This window comes from Ignavibacteriales bacterium (genome assembly GCA_016709765.1).
In the GTDB taxonomy this organism is placed as follows: domain Bacteria; phylum Bacteroidota; class Ignavibacteria; order Ignavibacteriales; family Ignavibacteriaceae; genus IGN3.
The window spans coordinates 105464-124984 of the sequence record JADJMD010000009.1 but is presented as its reverse complement, the minus strand read 5'-3'; the positions used below and the strand labels follow the sequence as shown (position 1 = coordinate 124984).

The window sequence follows — 19521 nt, the reverse complement described above, 5'->3', positions numbered from 1 at the left end:
TTTGTTCGCCAGCAGCAATTATAATTATATTTGATAAATGAATTCTAAATATTTTTTAACTACTTGTGGATTCTTCATCAACCAGCGGCACAAATCTTTATGAAATCAATAATCTGTTTAATTACATTATTTTCAGTTCAATTCATAACTTTAGCACAAACGCACAATCTTAAACTAATTGTATTAAACTCAGAAAATAATTTACCCATTACTGATGCAAATTTAGAATTATCAGGAAATTATTTTGGTACAACGAATAATTCAGGACAATTCGTTTTTGAAAATATTCCTAACGGAAATTATAAACTAAAAGTATCACATATAAGTTATAAAACTTTTGAAAGTAATATCTCCAATTATGCTGATACAACAATAACGATTCAACTTATACCGGGCAATATAAAACTTGGCGAAGTAGTAGTAACATCAGGTAAGTATGAACAAAATATTCAATTGTTGCCATATTCTGTCTCTGTAGTGGATCAGAAGGAAATACAAAATAGTTCATCAGTTACGATTTCAGAGCTGTTAAATAGAGAATCAGGTATTTCACTTGTAAGAGATGGTATTTGGGGAACTGAAGTTAGCATTCGAGGATTAAGTCGCGCAAACGTTGCTACTTTAATAGATGGAAATAGAATTGAAACTTCAACAGATTTGAGTGCACGTTTATCAATGTTTGATTTAAATGATGTTGAAAGAATCGAAGTAATTAAAGGTTCGGCATCATCTTTATACGGCTCAGGTGCCACAGGTGGAGCGATAAATATTATCTCAAAATCAGGAAGTTACAGCGATCGATTGATGTTAAATGGAAATTACTCTTTGGGATACAACTCTGTAAATAATTATATCTCAAACGGAATAAATTTATTAGCATCCGGTAATGAATGGATAGCAAAGTTAAGTGGTTCTTTTAGAAAAGCTAGTAATACAAAAACACCGTCCGGAGAATTAAGCAATAGTCAATTTGAAGATAATAGTTTCAATGTATTAATTCAGTTAAAACCTTTTGAGGATCAAGAAATAAAATTCAATTACCAGCAATTTTACGCATATGACGTTGGAATTCCCGGTGGCGCACCTTTATTTCCAAATAATGCAAAAGTTAGCTATCCGGAAGAACTTAGAAGATTGTTAAGTGCAGAATATAAAATAAATAATCTTAACCGTTCATTAGTCAAGTTATCAGCAAAGTATTTTCATCAGTTTATTTCAAGAGATGTTGAAAATATTCCAGGCATTGTTCAATATGCTCCTGCTGGTAATGGTCAGCCCTTTCGTCGTCTAACTGTTTTAAAGATTAGTCCGGGCGCAGATCATAATACGGATGGTTTTCAAACACAGGCGGATTTTAAGTTTTCAAGTCACTACATAATTGCCGGAATTGATTTTTGGAAAAGAAATTATGATGGACTAAGAACTCGCGATCAAAAAATTGAAATTCTGAATGCTATTGATTCATCAGTTGTTAAGACTATCTATAAAACAACTTACGAAAAACCTTTGCCAGATGCTGACTTTAGCAGTGCGGGAATATATCTACAAGATGAGATGAATTTACTGAAATATCTTTATTTGACTATTGGGGGTCGTTATGATTTTATTTCGTTAAGTAATTCAGAAACTCTCAATCCTTTATATGAAACTAATGATGGTGTTGTTAATAATACGCCTGCTGGACAAAAAGTAATTTGGAATGCCGAATCAGCAAATAATAAATCTTATGTATTCAATCTTGGCTTGCTTTACTCATTAAACGATAACTCTAATATTAGCCTTAATGCTGCTCGTTCATTCCGTTCTCCATCTTTGGAAGAAAGATACCAATACATTGATTTGGGAAGTGTAATACGAGTTGGTGATCCAAATTTAAAACCAGAACAAGGCTATTTCTTTGATTTTGGCTTTAGATTGTTCCCTGATAATTTTAATCTTACTGCAAGTGTTTTTTTTAATTCGCTAACCGATCTTGTCACGGAAATTTCCGGAACTTATGAAAGTAGAAGTGCCTTAATTAAAACAAATATTGGCGAGGCACTTTTATATGGTTTTGAGTATTCAATCTATTTTAAATTATTAAATAAGTTCAATTTCTATAATACTTTATCATATGTGCGTGGATTAAATAAGAAAGATGATCAAGATTTACCGCAAATATCTCCTTTAAATTCAATTTTAGGATTTGAGTATTCTCCGTTTAATTGCTTGAATGTAGATTTATACGCTGCACTTTTTGCTGAGCAAAACAAAGTAGCACCTGGTGAAATTGCAACACCCGGGTATGCAACATTCAACTTAAAATTAAATTTTGCGAGCATTGAACTTGGAAACATTAAAACCGGTGTTGTTGTTGGTGTGGAAAATATTTTCGATAAAGAATATAGAAATCATCTTTCAACTAATAGAGGTTTAATAGTTAGTGAGCCTGGAAGAAATATTTTTGTACGAGTTAATCTTACTTTTTAAGTTAAATAAATTCTAAATGGTATAATTTTATGATGTGGTTTTTAGTTGCAATGATTTCCGCTTTACTTTCAGCATTTGCGGCGATCACCCAAAAAAAAGTGTTGTTTAATCTTGGTGCTTTAGAGTTTTCATTTTTACTATCGCTGGTAAATTTTATTTTCTCTATACCTTTTTTCTTTTTTATTGATTACTCAACTATTAACTCGATAAATCTTTCTATACTTTTTGTAAAATCGATAATTGGGGTTGCAGCATTCTTGTGTGTAATGATTTCATTAAAAAATTTAGAAATTAGTAATGCACTTCCATTGCTTGCACTAACACCCGGACTGGTAGCTTTTTTTGCTTTTATATTTCTTAGTGAATCATTAAAAAGCATTGAGGTATTAGGACTTCTATTTTTGATTGCTGGAACTTTTATCCTTGAAAGTAAAAACATTAAGGAAATTCTAAGCCCTTCTCAGCTCTTCAAAAAATCGAAGTATCATAAATTCATTATCCTGGCATTATTTCTTTTTACTGCATCTTCAATTTTAGATAAAGTATTGCTGATCAAATTAAATCTTTCTCCAGTTTCGATTACTGCTTTTCAACACATATTCTTTGCTTTACTCTTTTCAATAACATTTTTAGTTTTCAAAAGGAAAGAAGAAGTTTCTTCTGTTAATGTTAAGAAAGATCAATTAGGTTGGATAGCATTAATATCAGTTTTAACTATTGGATATCGCTATACACAAATTGCTGCAGTTAGTCTTGCCTCAGTTGCCTTAGTTCTTGCCATAAAACGAACATCTGTTTTTTGGGCGACTGTTATTGGTGGAAAATTATTTAATGACAAAGATCTTGTGAAACGAAGTATTGCCGCAGTATTAATTATTATTGGAACAATTCTTATTCTCAGAGAATAGTTTTACTTAGAAACACTTAGGAATAAAGAGACCAATAAATAATTAATTATTTAATTTAGGTTTGTTTGAATTTCGATTTCTTCCCCACCGCTTTTTCTTATTCTTAAAATATCCAGTCGATCCTGATTTCTTTTTTGTTTCACTTTTTTCTTTTGCTTGTGATTTTTGTTTATTTTGTTCTGTCTTTGGAGTTCCGTCATTTTTAACTTTATATGGATGATCATGAATTATCGGAATTTGTATTTTTATAAGCTTAATAATGTCCTTTAAGTAAGCTCGTTCCTCATCTTCACAAAAAGAAAGTGCAATGCCCCCTAATCCTGCTCTTCCTGTTCTGCCAATTCTATGAACATAAGTTTCAGGAACATTTGGAATATCATAATTAAAAACATGTGAAAGTTTTTCAATATCGATTCCTCGCGCAGCAATATCAGTTGCAACTAGAACCTTTGTATGTAATGATTTAAAATTATTTAATGCACGCTGTCTTGCGTTTTGAGATTTACCGCTGTGAATTACTTCAGCAGAAACTCCCGAAGTTGTTAAATATTTACAAACCGTATTTGCACCATGCTTTGTTCGAGTAAATACAAGTGCGGAAGATATTTTTTCATTTCTTAGAATATGATATAACAATTTTTTCTTATCCGACTTAGAAACAAAATAAACAGCTTGTTTAATCGCCTCAACAGTTTTGAATTCAGGTGTAATATCAATGCTAACAGGCTTAGTTAATATTGAATTTGCAAGTTTAACTATTTCAGGAGGCATTGTTGCCGAGAAAAATAATGATTGTCTTTTTACAGGAAGCTTTGCAATAATCATGTGAACATCATGAATAAATCCCATGTCTAGCATTCTATCCGCTTCATCCAACACGAACAATTTTATATGATGAAGATTTACAAATTTTTGCTGCATTAAATCGAGCAATCTTCCTGGAGTAGCAATAAGAATATCAACACCGTTTGATAGTTTATCAGTTTGAGCTTTTTGTGATACACCGCCGTAGATGACCGCGTTTCTAAGTCCAGTGTGTCTACCGTAAGCACTAAAACTTTCACCAATCTGTATGGCAAGTTCTCTAGTTGGAGTTACAATTAATGATTTAATAACTCTTTTAGATTTATGGTCGTCTTTTTCCTCAGTTAGAATTTGTAAAATCGGAATAGCAAATGCCGCAGTTTTTCCGGTACCCGTTTGTGCACAACCCAATAAATCTCTTTTATCTAAAATAACCGGAATTGCTTCTTTCTGAATTGGCGTAGGAATTTTATATCCTTCTTCATTAACTGCAGTCTGGATTTGTTTAATAAGTTTTAATTTTTCGAATGACATAATTTTCCTGATTGACTAACTGAATAACTCTATGTTTTCAGATATTTTGTGATGAATAATAACATATATTTTCAATTTATTAACTATTAAAACCAATTTTAAAAATTAAAATTCTTCCCCACCGCCATTTTGATTATCCATATCGTTTGGATCCCGTTTAGGTTTATAATTATTAAAATTTATTTTTGCATTTAACATTACCATAGGTGATTCACGTTCAAAATAATTGTAAGAATAAAAATCCGGACCGGATGAACTAAATTCATGTTTAGCAGTTCCAAACAAATCTCTTACCTGTAAAGTTAGAGAAAGTAGTTTTTCAAGCAAATCTTGCTTTACTGAAACATCGGTTGTAAAAAACCCTTTCCAGGTTCCTTGTGATGAAACACCAGGACTATTGTAGTTAAGATTTACTTGGAATTGTGTACTTGTAGTTATCTTAAACATATTATTCATCCTTGCATTCCAGTTGAAACTATGTCTATCAAACTTTTTGTCATATAAAACACCTTCAATTCTGTAGTTGTACAGATTAGCCATAAGATTTACATTCCAAAATTCAATTGGATCAAATATCATCATTAATTCAGTACCTGTAGCAAAATCTTTTCCAATATTTATTACAGAATTTAAACTTACATTTTCCGTTTCAGGATACACTGAACGAATACGATCGATCTTATTATTTGTTAGGCGATGATAAAGTTCAAATGATAAAGAAACTTTACCGAAGTAGGTTTGAATTCCAGCTTCGTATGAGTCAATTAATTCAGATAAAAGATCGGGATTACCAATACGGACATTATTTGCATCAATCCAAGTTAAAAATGGCTCAAGTTCCCAACCGTGTGGTCTTTGAATTCGGCGTGAGTAACTTGCCATCATCTGTGTGCCCTCAGAAAATTTATAAGAAGTATGCAGTGATGGAAAATAATCCAGCCTATCAATCTTTGATTCTTTATTTAGGCTTAACAAAGAAATCGTTCTGAAAGTATATTCTGTTCTAAAACCACCCTGAATTCCAAAATCACCAAATTGATCCGAGTAAGTTGCATATAAAGCCTGATCATTATTCAAGTACTTTACAGAATTACTAAATTGATTTTGAATTTGATATTGAGTGCTCAAGGAATCAAATAAATATAATGCATTATTGTCATCGGAATTTTCTATTTCTGCTTCATAACCTGCTTCCAATTTTCTTTCATCAGAAAATGGGAGTGTATAATCCAATTTTGCTTCAAAATCTCTTGATGGACCAAACTCAGTAGTTTTTTTGCCTTCTAAAATTAAATCACCATTTAAAGATTGAGTTAGTGTGGATTCATCTCCATCATTATATCTAAAATTTAGCTCACTTTTAATTTCATGTCCCTTGCTTCCAAAGTTATGAATGTAAGTAAGATTTGATCCGCCATATTTTCCATCTCTGCTTCTATCGCTTAAGTTTTTATAAAACAAAACCGATGGAGAATTAGAGGACCATTCACTATAATTAGATATGGAGTTTTGTTTTCCTTCTCGTGTACCATAACGTACAGTAAAATTAAAAAAATCATTTTCGCCAATAGTATATTCTATTCCTGCTCTTACTCCAAATCCCGTTCTTCCCCATTCAGCATTACCATTGGAATTTATGAACGAAGTTGAGTTTTGTGATATGTATTGATTCTCAGAAACCGAATTACCGGGAAATATTCTTTTATTATAATCTAAGCCAAAAATATAAATTAGATCGCTAGTACGATATTGAAAAAGAAAATCTCCACCATATTTTTCTTTTAATCCAGCATTCGCATTTATCACACCACTTAATCCTTGATTTTCATTTTTCTTTAGTAAGATATTGATAATTCCAGCTGTACCTTCAGGATCGTATTTAGCTGATGGATTTGTAATAATCTCAATATTCTGAATTGAACTTGCCGGGATTTGCTGTAGTGCATCCTGTGCACTCATTATTGAAGGTCGGCCGTCAATCAAAACTGTAAAATTACTACTGCCTCGCAGGTTTACGTTTCCCTCAATATCAACAGTAATAGAAGGAACATTCTGTAGAACATCTGCCGCATTTCCCGATATTACAGTTTGTATTTTATCAACATCAATTACTTTTTTATCTATTTGATATGAAACGGGAGATCGATCGCCTTGCACAACAACATCATTAAGTTCTAAAGCATTCGGTTTTATATATATTTCTCCAAGATTGATCATTTTGTTATTTGGAGTGATCTCAATATCATAATTTTCATTTTTGTACCCGATAAATCTTACTTCAAGCAGATATTTCCCCTGTTGTATTTTTGATAAACTGAACACCCCATTTATATCTGATACCGTTCCAGTAATTAAAGACGAATCCTTGTCAGATAGCAAAACAATGTTTGCGTATTCAATAGTATGTTTTGATTCAAAATCTAAAACTGTTCCCGAAACATTTCCGCCATTTATTCCACTAGGATTTCTCTGAGAATAAAATTGAACATTAATGATTGCTAATAAAATTATAATATATTTTTTCATATTGATAAAGATTCTTAATTCTAATTGTGAGTATATGTTATTTTCTTTTTTTTATTAAGTGTTTTTTTTAGTGGTGTACTACTGAATATTGAATCCAGCCTTAACAATAAGTAACTTTGCTTTATCAGCATCAGATTCCGATTCAAAATAAAATTTAAAGTTACCGCCTGTACCCTCACGAATCTTTAGCAACTCAATGTCTTTAATGTTGATGCTATTTTTAAAAAGTATCGTGGATATTTTACTAATCATTCCAGGTTCATCTTTTACAAAAACTGTTATTTCAAAAAGCCGATCTATAAATCCCTTTGTGTTAATCGGAATTTCATTTCTTGCAAGTCGAGCTCTTTCAAATTGATTTTCAATTGATTTATAATCTTCATCTTCAATTAATTTTTGCAAAATAAATATTTGATCTTGAAAGGAATTTAAGGATTTTAAAATATCAACTTTGTTGTATTGTATAATCGATTCCCAGATTTTAAAATCACTCGAAGCTATTCGAGTCATGTCACGAAAACCGCCTGCAGCAAAATCAAGTAGATTAACATTTTCCATTGTATTATCAGCCTGATTCATCAATAAAACGGAAAGTAATTGTGGTAGATGAGAAACATTAGCAATTATTCTATCGTGAAGATGAGCATCCAATAAAACAATTCTTGCGCCCGTAAGTTTAATAAAATCAATGTATGAATTTAATATTTCATCGTTTTCATTTTCAGAACAAATAATAAAGACTGAGTTTTCATAAAGCAATAGGTCAGAATTGTCATAACCGCTCTTTTCTTTTCCTGTCATTGGATGGGCACCAAAATATCTGCCGGCACTGGAAATCAATTTCCATTCATCTGCAAATATTCCTTTTACGCTGCAAAGATCAGAAATTATTTGGTTAGGTTTTAATCTTGGAGAAAGTTCTTTGAAGACTTTTAAACTTTGTTCAATGGGTAAAGCTAATATTATTAAATCAGAATTTAGAGAATCATTGATACTTTTTAATCCCTCATCAATAACTTTTTCATTCAATGCTATGTTTAGAATATCAGGTTTATCATATGCGGAGATAAAAATACTTGCATCCGAATGCTTAATGGCTTTTGCAAAAGATCCGCCAATTAATCCTAAACCTATAATGGCAATTCTGCTAATGATCAATTCATTTTCTCAAGTTCTTGTGTCATTAAACGGAATTGATCAAATCGCATTGATTGTTCACCATCACTTAGAGCTTTATCAGGGTCAGGATGAATTTCTACCATAATTCCATCAGCACCAACAGCCTTGGCAGCCTTAGCCATTGGAAGAACTTTATCACGCTTACCTACTGCGTGTGATGGATCAACAATTACTGGAAGATGCGTTAATTCTTTAAGAATTGGTATCGCACTTAAATCCAAAGTATTGCGAGTTGCAGTTTCAAAGGTTCTAATACCGCGTTCACATAAAATTACCTGTCTGTTTCCTCGTGCAAGAATATATTCAGCAGCATTAAGTAGTTCATCAATTGAAGCCATCAATCCGCGTTTTAACATAACGGGTCTGAAAGATTTACCGACTTCAGATAATAAAGAAAAATTTTGCATGTTTCTTGCGCCAACTTGTAATATATCAGATTTCTCGGCAACCATTTCAACTTGATCAACAGACAATACTTCTGTAATTATCGGTAAATCATAATCATCACCCGCTGATTTTAAATAATCCAACGCCTCAAATCCCAAACCCTGAAAAGCATACGGTGATGTTCTCGGTTTAAAACAACCACCACGCAAGATGTGTGCAAATCCATCCTTAACTTCTTTTGCACAATCAAGTATTTGATTGTAAGATTCAACAGAACATGGTCCGGCAATAATTACAAATTTACCGCCCCCGATTTTTACATCGCGAACAGAAATTATAGTATCGTCGCTTTTATAATCTCTACTTGCAAGTTTATAGGAAATTTTTGACGAAGATTTTTTTGTTGTGATTATCTCAGGCGGAGAAAATGTTTCTTTAACGTCTTCAGTCTTGATTGATATGCTTTCAACCTTTGTTTTTTCAACATCTTTTGCAGGATAGCAGCCAAGAATTTTTAAGTAGCGAGTATGTTTTCCAACTTCATCTAATAAAGATTTTACTTTTTGATTTTGAATGTTTCCTTGAAAATCAAGATAGAACATTTCTTCCCATGGATTTCCGATTATCGGACGCGATTCAAGTTTTGTCATGTTAATCTCATAATCGCGAAAAACTGAAAGTGCATCTACAAGCGAACCCGGCTTATGTGCTGTTGCAAGTATTAAAGATGTTTTTGCAGGAATTCTTTCATCAACTGTAAGTGGAGATCGGGAACAAATTAAAAATCTTGTAAAATTGCCTTGCTGGTTTGCAATATTTTCACGAAGCACTACCACATTAAATATTTCCGCTGCTTCCCTGCTTGCAATTGCAGCAAAAGTTTTATCACCTTTTTCTTTGATGTATTCAACTGATTTCGCGGTATCAGGTAGCAACTCAACTTCTGCATTAGGAATTGATTTTATAAACTTACTGCATTGCCTTGCAGCCTGATAGTGTGTAAAAATCTTTTTAATACTATTTAATGGAACGTCTTCAATTGTGAGCAAACAATGTTTTACAGGAAAAATTTCTTCACCGACTATATTAAGATTACTGCTTTGCAATGCATCATAAACGTCATTTATACTTCCGCTTGTTGTATTTTCAATTGGAAGAATGGCATAATCCGAACTTGAATCTTCGACAGATTCAACTACTTCATCAAAAGTATTATACTTTTTAAAGTGAATATCTTTTCCTGAATCACTGAAAAACTGCTTGGACGTTAAGTAACTGTAAGAGCCTTCAATTCCTTGTATTGCAACTTTAATTAAATCATCTTTTTCAGATTCGTTTGAACTATTAAGCACAAATCTATTTTGTATACGGATGGAATCACTTATAATTTCCTGAAATATTTTGGAAACATAATGAGTATCCAAACCATAGTTTCTTCCGGCTTCAATTAATCTTGTTAATAATTGCTTTTCTCTGTCACGATCTCGTATTGCAGATTTATCTTCATTTTTAAGTTTGATGATCTCAACACTTAATTCTCTTCTTTCTGCTAGAAGTTGAAGCATTTTATCATCAATAGAATTTATTTTTTCTCTGATTTCTTTCATTGTCTTAACTGTGATTAATATTATAATTTTGGCTTCGAATATCGACTTATTTTGATTGGCAATCAAGATACAGTTTATAACAGCATTATAAACTTGGTGTAAAAATAAAAGGGCACGATTGCTCGTACCCAAAGTTTAGATCTAACGCTAGAACCCTTTCCTATTCTGAAAATTCTTTACAAGCAGCCTGAGAGGATTCGTGCTTCATAACATTATTTTAACAAAATCATCTTCTTCGTTTCAACAAAACTACCAGACGAAATTTTATAAAAATAAATTCCACTTGTTAAACCAGAACCATTAAAATAAACTTCATATCTTCCTGCAGGTTTATATTCATTAACCAGGGTTGCAACTTCATTTCCTAACACATCGTATACTTTCATAGTTTGCCAGCTGCTCACCGGTGACTGCCAACTAATTACAGTAATTGGATTAAATGGATTTGGATAATTTTGATTTAACTTATACTCTGTTGGTAACCCATTGAACTGTTCTTCTTCAATTGATGTAATATTTAAAGAGTGTTCCTGCGCAAATCCGGAGGCAGCAAAACAGTTGTCTAATGCCTGTACACTCCAGTAATAAGTTTGTACTGAATCCAGTCCCTTAATCGTCCAGCTATTGTTGTGATTTGTATTGCCAAGTTCTATCACCCTCCTGTAGCCTGTTGATCTGTCCGACATTGGTGATAATGTATTAACTGCATTTGGTGCAGTGCCAATTACTAAATTATATCTTAAACCATTCTGCGGCGTTTCGTTGTCTGTGCTTTTATCCCAACTTAGAGTAACATCGTCTCCGTTAATTACTGCTGACAAGTTTGAGGGGACAGCGGGTAAAGTGTTTTGTGTAAGATTATTGTTGCGGTATATTTTAGATATAGAAGCAAAACCACCAGTATCTCCAGTAAGCAAAATGTCCAGATCACCATCATTATCATAATCTCCCCAAGCTGTACTGCTGGCATAAACTCCTGTAAAAGATATTCCAGTTTGTTCTGAGAATGTGTTGTCCCCATTATTGCGGTATATTTGGAATACGGTATCTGCACTTGAAGATCCAGTCAACAAAATGTCGAGATCACCATCATTGTCATAATCTCCCCAGGCTGCCGAGCTGCCATCAGAAACTCCTGTTAGGTATATTGATGTTTGTTCTACGAATGAGTTGGTTCCGTCGTTGCGGTATATTTTAGATACTGGAACGTGAGACTCTGGAATTCCAGTTAATAATATGTCTAGATCTCCATCATTATCATAATCTCCCCAGGCTGCACTACCATCAGAAACTCCTATTAAAGATATTCCAGTCTGTTCTGAAAATGTGTTATCTCCGTTATTGCGATATATTTTGGATACATAAGCATACCCTGAACCTCCAGTCAGCAAAATGTCAAGATCACCATCATTATCATAATCTCCCCACGCTACGCTACTATAGAAAACTCCTGTTAAAGAAATTCCATCCTGCTCTGTGAAAGAGTTATCTCCGTTATTGCGATATATTTTAGATACTGGATTGTGAGACTCTGTCATTCCAGTTAATAATATGTCTAGATCACCATCATTATCATAATCTCCCCAGGCTATACTGCTCTGATAAACTCCTGTTAAAGATATTCCAACTTGCTCTGTGAATGTGTTATCCCCATTATTGCGGTATATTTTTGATACTAAAGGACCACCCTTATTTCCAGTCAACAAAATGTCAAGATCACCATCATTATCATAATCTCCCCAGGCTACACTGCCCCAATAAACTAATGGTAAAGATATTGATGTTTGTTCTGTGAATGTGTTATCTCCATTATTGCGGTATATTTTGGATATAAATTCATTAAATTTATCTCCAGTCAACAAAATATCCAAATCACCATCATTATCATAATCTCCCCAGGCTACGCTGCTTCTAAATACTCCTGCTAGAGGTATTGAAGTCATTTCGGTGAATGGTTCCCAAAATATAAAGCTTTTTGTAGGTGCAAAGTTAGAACCTGCAAAGTTATTATCTATTGCTTGAACACTCCAGTAAAAAGTTCCTACTTCTAATCTTTTTATAGTCCAGCTATTTCTATGGTTAGTATTTCCAAGATTTATTACACGTCTGTATCCTGTATTTCTATCTGACATTGGTGAGAGAGTATTTACTGCTTCAGGTGATGTGCCAATTACTAAATTATATCTTAAACCGTTTTGCGGTGTTTCGTTATCTGTACTTTTATCCCAGCTTAAAGTAACGCTGTCTAAGGTGGCTATTGATGACAAGTTAGTTGGGGCAGTAGGCAATGTGTTTAGTGTGAGATTATTGTTACGATATATTTTGGATACTGGACCAGAGCTTGAGAATCCAGTCAGTAAAATGTCAAGATCGCCATCATTATCATAATCGCCCCATGCTACTGAACTATTCTGAACTCCTGTTAGAGTTGTAGTTTGTTCTGTGAAAGTGTTATCTCCATTGTTGCAATAAATTATAGATATCGGTAAAGTTTGATTAACCCACCCTGTATTTCCAGTTAAAATTATGTCAAGATCGCCATCATTATCATAATCTCCCCAGGCTACGCTGCTAGTTGCAACTCCTGTTAAAGATATTCCAGCTTGCTCTGTGAATGTGTTATCTCCGTTATTGCTGTATATTTTAGATTCTGGATCATTATCAATCGAAGTTCCAGTCATCAATATGTCAAGATCTCCGTCATTATCATAATCACCCCAGGCTACTGAACTGTTACCAACTGGAAAAAGATATGCTGGCACTATTGTGAATGTGTTATTTACGTTATTACGATATAAACTTGTAAATTTACTTACGCTATTTGAAATACCAGTCAGCAATATGTCAAGATTACCATCATTATCATAATCTCCCCACGCTACGCTACTATTAGAAACTCCTCTCAGAAATATTGATGTTTGTTTTGTGAATGTGTTATCTCCATTATTGCGGTATATTTTAGATTCTTCCAAATCAACAGTATTTCCAGTCAGCAAAATGTCAAGATCACCGTCATTATCATAATCTCCCCACGCGGCACTACCATTATGAACTCCTGTTAAAGATATTCCAGTTTGTTCTGTGAATGTGTTTTCCCCGTTATTGCGATATATTTTAGATACATAACCGGAGCTTGACGATCCAGTCAACAATATGTCAAGATCACCATCATTATCATAATCTCCCCAGGCTACTGAACTAGATCCAACGCCATGTAATGCAATTGATGTTTGTTCTGTGAATGTGTTATCCCCGTTGTTCCGGTATATTTTGGATACTGGTTCACTACCTGTATCTCCAGTGAGCAAAATGTCAAGATCACCATCATTATCATAATCTCCCCAGGCTACGCTGCTAGTTGCAACTCCTGTTAAAGATATTGAGGTCATTTCTGTGAATTGATCCTGCGCGAAAATTTGGGAGACAAAAAATAAGGATGCGAGTATAAAGTATGTTTTGTTCATTGCAGTACTCCCTCTGAAAATTGAAAAAGAATATTTGAAGATTTTCTGCTTCGGGAGAATATTTGGGGTGTTCTCCGTGGTAGGCCATCCCCATCCGGATATTAGGGGTCTTACTTTGGAAATCTACCATTCTCGGAGTAGAATTAAATTCATATTGCAATTAGCAATAAATACATTGCATTGTCAAGTAAAATAATATTTGACTCTTAACAAGAGTAGTTGATTAGCAAATTACAACTTTGAAATTATTCTTACATTCAAATTCATAAATTCATGTTATAATAGGTCTAAAAGATTTTTAAAACTTTAAATAAAAAAGATTGTATTCATTTGCTGTCTCGAAACGGAGTCTGTCCGAGAAACGTCGTTCCCATCTTGTTTCGGTATCATTTGAAATTGAGTACCTGAATAAAATTCAGGATGATAATTCATAAGTATTCGGACATACTCACGAATGTGACAGCCCACGAAAATGTCATCAAATTTTTCTATGCTTTCTTAAAAACAAAATATTATATTTGTCTTAGAAATTTTGTTTAGTATTTGCGCCCGTAGCTCAACTGGATAGAGCATTTGACTTCGGATCAAAGGGTTGAGGGTTCGAATCCTTCCGGGCGTACTTTTTCAATTAACAATTTATAATTAACAATGTACAATTAAGAATTTAGACTTGATTGTACATTTTTGTTTATGCTTTTCTCTGAAAATATATATCGCTTTATGTATGCTGCTCTCCAGGAAGCTGAACAGGCTTTTGAAGAAGATGAAGTTCCCGTTGGAGCAGTTGCTGTCCACAACAACAAAATAATTGGTCGCGGCTACAATCAAATTGAAAAACTTAATGATGCTACTGCTCATGCAGAAATGATAGCATTAACTTCAGCATCAAATCATCTAAAAAGTTGGCGATTAAATGAGTGTTCAATTTATGTAACACTTGAACCTTGTATAATGTGTACAGGCGCACTTTTATCATCAAGAATTGAGAATCTATATTTTGCGGCAAGTGATTCTAAGTTTGGTGCTTGCGGGAGTCTTCATAATTTAGCGGAGAATTCGAAAACAAATCATAAAATAAAAGTCTATTCAGGTATTCTTGCACAAGAGAGTGAAGATCTGTTAAAATCATTCTTTGCAAAAAAGCGACTTGAGTCAAAAAAATAATTTCATTGAACTCTTAATTTCTTGTTTAAGAATCGAATTACTTCTAATTTGCAATAAAAAAATGAAGATTATATGCATTTAATTCTATTCGGCTCTCCAGGGGTTGGCAAAGGTACCCAGGCAAAAATAATATCAAACAATTTAAAGATTCCTCATATCTCAACCGGTGATATTTTAAGAAAAGCTGTAAAAGAGCAGACAGATCTTGGTATAAAAGCCGGTGAAATAATGGCAAAAGGTGAACTTGTTCCGGATGATTTAATGATTGGAATGATTAAAGAAGAGCTTACCTCTGATGAATGCAAAAACGGTTTTATTCTTGATGGATTTCCTCGGACAACAATTCAAGCTGAAGCTTTAGATAGATTGTTTACACAGATTGGAATAAATAATTCAATTCTGGTTCATATTACCGCGGATGAAAAAGAAATTATTAAACGGTTAAATAACAGAAGAGCCTGCAAAGAGTGCGGCAATATATTTAAGCTCAAAGATATTGAAGGTTTGGATGCATGCCCAAATTGCGGCGCTAAAAACAGTTTTTACTTAAGAAATGATGACAAAGAAGATGTTATTAAAAACAGGCTGGATATATTTAATTCATCAACAATGCCGGTGCTTGGATATTATGAAAAGAAAGATCGAGTAATAGAAGTAAACGGATTTGATACTATTGAGAATGTTAATAAAAAAATTGTTGATTCGTTGAAAGAAAGAAACCTGTATCACTGATCTTTTTGTTTTAAAAATCCTTTAAGGATTTTTTTATCTTCAATTTTAAATATTCGGGTATTCCCTTTTCTTACCATATCATAATTGTGAGTTGCAAACAAAACTGCTGTCCCACGTTTATTAATTTTTTGCAGTAAATCTAAAATCTCACCAGATGTTTCAGGATCAAGATTACCTGTTGGTTCATCGGCAAGAATAATCAGCGGATCATTTAATATTGCTCTTGCAATTGCAACACGTTGTTTTTCGCCACCGGAAAGATTTTCCGGATTATTTAATCTTTTAAGTGATAATCCAACTTCATTTAATACTGCATTTACTTTTTTCTTGATCTCCTTTTTAGGTGTTGCTATAACTTCTAAAACAAAAGCAAGATTATCAAAAACATTTCTATCAGTAAGTAATTTAAAGTCCTGGAATACAATTCCGATTTTACGTCTTAGAAGCGGCAGTTCACTTTTCTTGATTGTTTTGGAACTAAAATTACCAACATTAATAATTCCAGATTGTGGAAGTAAGTTCATATAAATCATTTGTAAAAGCGATGTTTTGCCTGAACCGCTCTTACCGATAAGAAAAGCAAACTCACCAGCACCTAGTTCCAAATTTGCGTTATCAAATAGAATTTGATTATCGTAATTAAAACTTATGTTCTGAACAGATAACATTAAGATTTCCTTTTCATAATAAACTGAACACGATCAGATTTAGCTCTTCCTTTCTGATATGAAAAAGCTTTATAGCAATTTACAACATATAATTCGGATTTTTCAGCCATCTCAAAAAAAGTATCGTAAGAATAAATTTTTTGCTTGTGGATTTCAAAATATTTTTCCCCATTTGGATATTTAATAGTAAAAATATTTTTATGGATTTTACTTGCTGGCATAAAAATACTTTGTCTGAGATAATGTATGCCTTTTGAGATTCCCTTTGTTGTAGCAGTCTTTTGATGCTTGTAACTATTGCTTTCAAGTGCAACGTCAAAAGTTAAAACTCCATCCGGTGAAAGATGATTTTCAACTTCTTTAAAGAACTTGAGCAATCGTTTTTTACTTAATAAATAGTTTACACTATCGAATGAACTTAAAATTAAATCAAATTTTTTATTGAAGGGAATTGCGGTCATATCACAGCATACTTTATTCAAATTATAATTTGAATTGGTTAGCATATTTTTTGAAATATCGGTAGCCAAATAATTCTTGTAAAGTTTAGAAAGGTGTTTAGCCAACTCACAATTACCGGCAGAAAGTTCAAGTACAAATGGATTTTTAACAATTGAGTTCTTTGTGATCGAATAAATATACTTTGCCCACCATTTGTAACTTACAAAGCTCATAAGATGAGGATAGATTTTTGCTACATGCAGATATGGATCAGTTTGTATTTGAGGATGCAAAGAATTGATTCCTGTTTTGAAATATCTTGATGGCATATTTATAAGCTTCCAGGATACTTGATTCATAGGCTTTATTTAATCCGGCTATATCATAAGCAGTTCCGTGATCAGGCGAAGTACGAATTAACTTTAAACCGGCAGTGTAGTTAACACCACAATTAAAGTTAAGTAACTTAAATGGAATTAATATTTGGTCGTGATACATTCCTAAAATTAAGTCGTATTTCAAGTACGATTTATCTCCCCAAAATGCATCTGGAACAAAAGGACCAACTACATTTATTTTATTTTGTAACGATTTGATTGCAGGCTTGATGATTTTTATTTCTTCATCACCAATTAATCCGTTTTCACCCGCGTGTGGATTTAATCCCAACACAGCTATTTTAGGACTAGTAATTTTAAGATCCTGTTTTGCTGTCTGATTTAATAAATCAATTGCTCTCACAACTTTTTCTATTGTAATCAGATATGGCACTTTTGAGATGGGTTTATGAATTGTTAACAAACCAGCTTTAACTTTTTCTGAAAGAAAAAGCATCATAAATTTATTTTTATTTTTTTCGTGATTAGCTAATAACTCAGTATGTCCAGGAAAATCAATATTAGCAAGCTTAAATGCTTCCTTAGATAATGGAGATGTAACTAAAACATCTGCATAATTTTTATTGATCAAATCCAAAGATTTTAATATTGATTGAAATGAAATATTTCCGGAAGTTTTTGTTGGATAACCAATTTTTAATCTAGCATCTTTTAGAGGAACTAAATTTAGATGTGTATTAGAATATAAATTATTCTGAACAATGCGAAATTGGAATGAAGATTTTGTAAGATGATAATAATGTTCAAAAACATTATTTGGGCAAATAAAAATAATTTGGTTAGTTTGTTTTTTCTTTAAGATTTTATTGAATACTTTTAATGCTATCTCAGGCCCGATACCGTTTACATCACCGCAAGTAAAAACAACTCGAATCATTGTCCGTTCGCTAAAGTAAATTTACCTGTTCCATCCTTATCAACAAAAACAAATTTTCGTTGATTCTTTTTATAAGTCCAGCTTTCAAGAACTTTATCATTATTATCAGTGTATCGATCAACTGTTTCAGGAGGTCCAAACTTAATATAAGTTCTGCCACGATCTGATTTTGCGCCACCGTTACCAGAAAGTGGTTTAAAATTTATCTCACAATAATCCACTCGTGTATAGAACTCATTCATCAGTTCGTTAAATTCAGTCTCAGGAGTTGGATCTTGTTTACGCCAATAATTATTTAAGTTTTCAATATCAGAGCCACTACCACTTAGAATATTTGAAACAACATCCTTAGTTTCAATTATTTCAAGAAACTTTATTGCTTCTTCAGGATCAGACAAAGAAAATGGTTTTCCAATCCAGATAACATTTAAATCAAAAGATTGTTTTTCTGTGGACATCTCGTTTGGATAAATATCTATTTGTATCGGTCCTTCAGTAAGTTTTGAAGAAAAATCACGCACAACAAATACTTTTACATTTGCAGTATCAGTACTTTGAGTAATCATAATTTTACTATCACATAGTTTTATTTCCGGATTTGCGGGGAAAAAATCAGTTATTTTTTCATCCAAAACAAAAACTGTGTCGCCCCTGTGTACCGTAATTGTAAGGTTATTTATTTGTTGATCCGTAACCGGAATCACTAGATCGTTTGTTGGTTCGTTAAATTGAATTGATGAAGAATTATTTGAAAGAATGTATGAATCAAGTTTATCACATAATCTTTTATCAGGTTCAAAAACAATTGGGGTAAGAATCATATCAGTTTTTTTTATCGGTAAAGCGATAGGGGGAATTCTTCGTTCCCTTTTGGAAATCTCATCTGAAATGATTGCTGTTAAAGCATATTTGCCTTCTGGTAGTTTAAAATTAATAACACCTTGCAAATAAGTTTGGTTAGAATTTGTGATATCAAAATCCTTAACCGTAATGTTTCTGTCATCAAATGCTCTTTCGACAATATGACCTGCCGAATCTTTTATCTCAATTTTTACATTGAAACCAGCAGTAAATGAATCATCTTTTTTTTCAAAAAATAATTGGGAATAAGAAATTTTGTAAGAATAGTAAACTAAATAATTTTGGTCAGCTGGAAAGAAATGAACTTCAGAATTAAAAAACTTTCCTGACTGTATTTTATCACGTTCAACCACAAAATCAGGTTGAGCAAATAATTGACAGATAAAAATGAACGATAGTAAAAATGTTTTCTTCAATTTTTTAGCTCAAACTTTTTAATAGTTTTAATAAAATTCAATCGGTTAAATGTAACCGGAAAAAGATTTGCCCTAAATTATAGTAG

General features: G+C 32.7%; 13 protein-coding genes and 1 tRNA gene. 5 read left to right on the top strand and 9 right to left on the bottom strand.

What is annotated here, in order from left to right; genetic code table 11:
* Nucleotides 1-99 precede the first annotated feature (99 nt).
* Together IPJ23_04490 and IPJ23_04485 are read left to right on the top strand one after the other, a co-directional pair.
* Entirely contained in the window at nt 100-2469 is a 2370-nt protein-coding gene (locus IPJ23_04490; protein MBK7629954.1) for a TonB-dependent receptor, read from the top strand.
* A gap of 29 nt (nt 2470-2498) precedes the next feature.
* Nucleotides 2499-3377, top strand: coding sequence for an EamA family transporter (locus IPJ23_04485; protein ID MBK7629953.1), 879 nt, complete (start codon nt 2499-2501; stop codon nt 3375-3377).
* 42 nt (nt 3378-3419) lie between these two features.
* Here the strand turns inward: IPJ23_04485 and IPJ23_04480 are convergent, their stop codons facing one another.
* From IPJ23_04480 to IPJ23_04460, 5 genes are all read right to left on the bottom strand, one after another.
* Nucleotides 3420-4715, bottom strand: a complete 1296-nt coding sequence (locus IPJ23_04480; protein ID MBK7629952.1) for a DEAD/DEAH box helicase — start codon at nt 4713-4715, stop codon at nt 3420-3422.
* Between the two features lie 105 nt (nt 4716-4820).
* Nucleotides 4821-7241 carry a TonB-dependent receptor gene (locus IPJ23_04475; GenBank protein MBK7629951.1) on the bottom strand — a complete coding sequence of 807 codons (2421 nt, stop codon included), beginning with the start codon at nt 7239-7241 and terminating at the stop codon, nt 4821-4823.
* A gap of 78 nt (nt 7242-7319) precedes the next feature.
* A complete protein-coding gene (locus tag IPJ23_04470) occupies nt 7320-8399 on the bottom strand; it encodes a prephenate dehydrogenase/arogenate dehydrogenase family protein (GenBank protein MBK7629950.1) in 1080 nt (359 codons plus the stop codon).
* Nucleotides 8396-10414, bottom strand: coding sequence for a bifunctional 3-deoxy-7-phosphoheptulonate synthase/chorismate mutase (locus tag IPJ23_04465; GenBank protein MBK7629949.1), 2019 nt, complete (start codon nt 10412-10414; stop codon nt 8396-8398). Before IPJ23_04465 ends, IPJ23_04470 begins: the two co-directional genes overlap by 4 nt.
* 212 nt (nt 10415-10626) lie before the next feature.
* Nucleotides 10627-13878: a T9SS type A sorting domain-containing protein gene (locus tag IPJ23_04460; protein MBK7629948.1), complete on the bottom strand. Its 3252-nt coding sequence runs from the start codon at nt 13876-13878 to the stop codon at nt 10627-10629.
* 545 nt (nt 13879-14423) lie between these two features.
* Here IPJ23_04460 and IPJ23_04455 point away from each other — a divergent pair.
* The 3 genes from IPJ23_04455 to IPJ23_04445 all read left to right on the top strand — a co-directional run bounded on the left by IPJ23_04455 (nt 14424) and on the right by IPJ23_04445 (nt 15774).
* Nucleotides 14424-14497, top strand: a tRNA-Arg gene (locus IPJ23_04455).
* Nucleotides 14498-14568: 71 nt separating this feature from the next.
* Nucleotides 14569-15042 (top strand): nucleoside deaminase, encoded by a 474-nt coding sequence (locus IPJ23_04450; protein ID MBK7629947.1) that lies wholly within the window; start codon nt 14569-14571, stop codon nt 15040-15042.
* A gap of 72 nt (nt 15043-15114) precedes the next feature.
* Complete coding sequence (locus IPJ23_04445; protein ID MBK7629946.1) at nt 15115-15774, top strand: adenylate kinase; 660 nt, start codon at nt 15115-15117, stop codon at nt 15772-15774.
* Here IPJ23_04445 and IPJ23_04440 read toward each other — a convergent pair.
* Genes IPJ23_04440 through IPJ23_04425 form a run of 4 tightly spaced genes read right to left on the bottom strand, consistent with a single transcriptional unit; the run spans nt 15768 to nt 19435 of the window.
* Entirely contained in the window at nt 15768-16442 is a 675-nt protein-coding gene (locus IPJ23_04440; protein MBK7629945.1) for an ATP-binding cassette domain-containing protein, read from the bottom strand. The two genes, IPJ23_04445 and IPJ23_04440, sit on opposite strands and share 7 nt — an antisense overlap.
* Nucleotides 16442-17176, bottom strand: coding sequence for a class I SAM-dependent methyltransferase (locus IPJ23_04435; GenBank protein ID MBK7629944.1), 735 nt, complete (start codon nt 17174-17176; stop codon nt 16442-16444). The genes IPJ23_04440 and IPJ23_04435 overlap by 1 nt, the downstream gene beginning before the upstream one ends.
* Nucleotides 17154-18158 carry a 4-hydroxythreonine-4-phosphate dehydrogenase PdxA gene (pdxA, locus tag IPJ23_04430; protein MBK7629943.1) on the bottom strand — a complete coding sequence of 335 codons (1005 nt, stop codon included), beginning with the start codon at nt 18156-18158 and terminating at the stop codon, nt 17154-17156. The genes IPJ23_04435 and pdxA overlap by 23 nt, the downstream gene beginning before the upstream one ends.
* Nucleotides 18155-19435: a GWxTD domain-containing protein gene (locus IPJ23_04425; GenBank protein MBK7629942.1), complete on the bottom strand. Its 1281-nt coding sequence runs from the start codon at nt 19433-19435 to the stop codon at nt 18155-18157. The genes pdxA and IPJ23_04425 overlap by 4 nt, the downstream gene beginning before the upstream one ends.
* Nucleotides 19436-19521 lie beyond the last annotated feature (86 nt).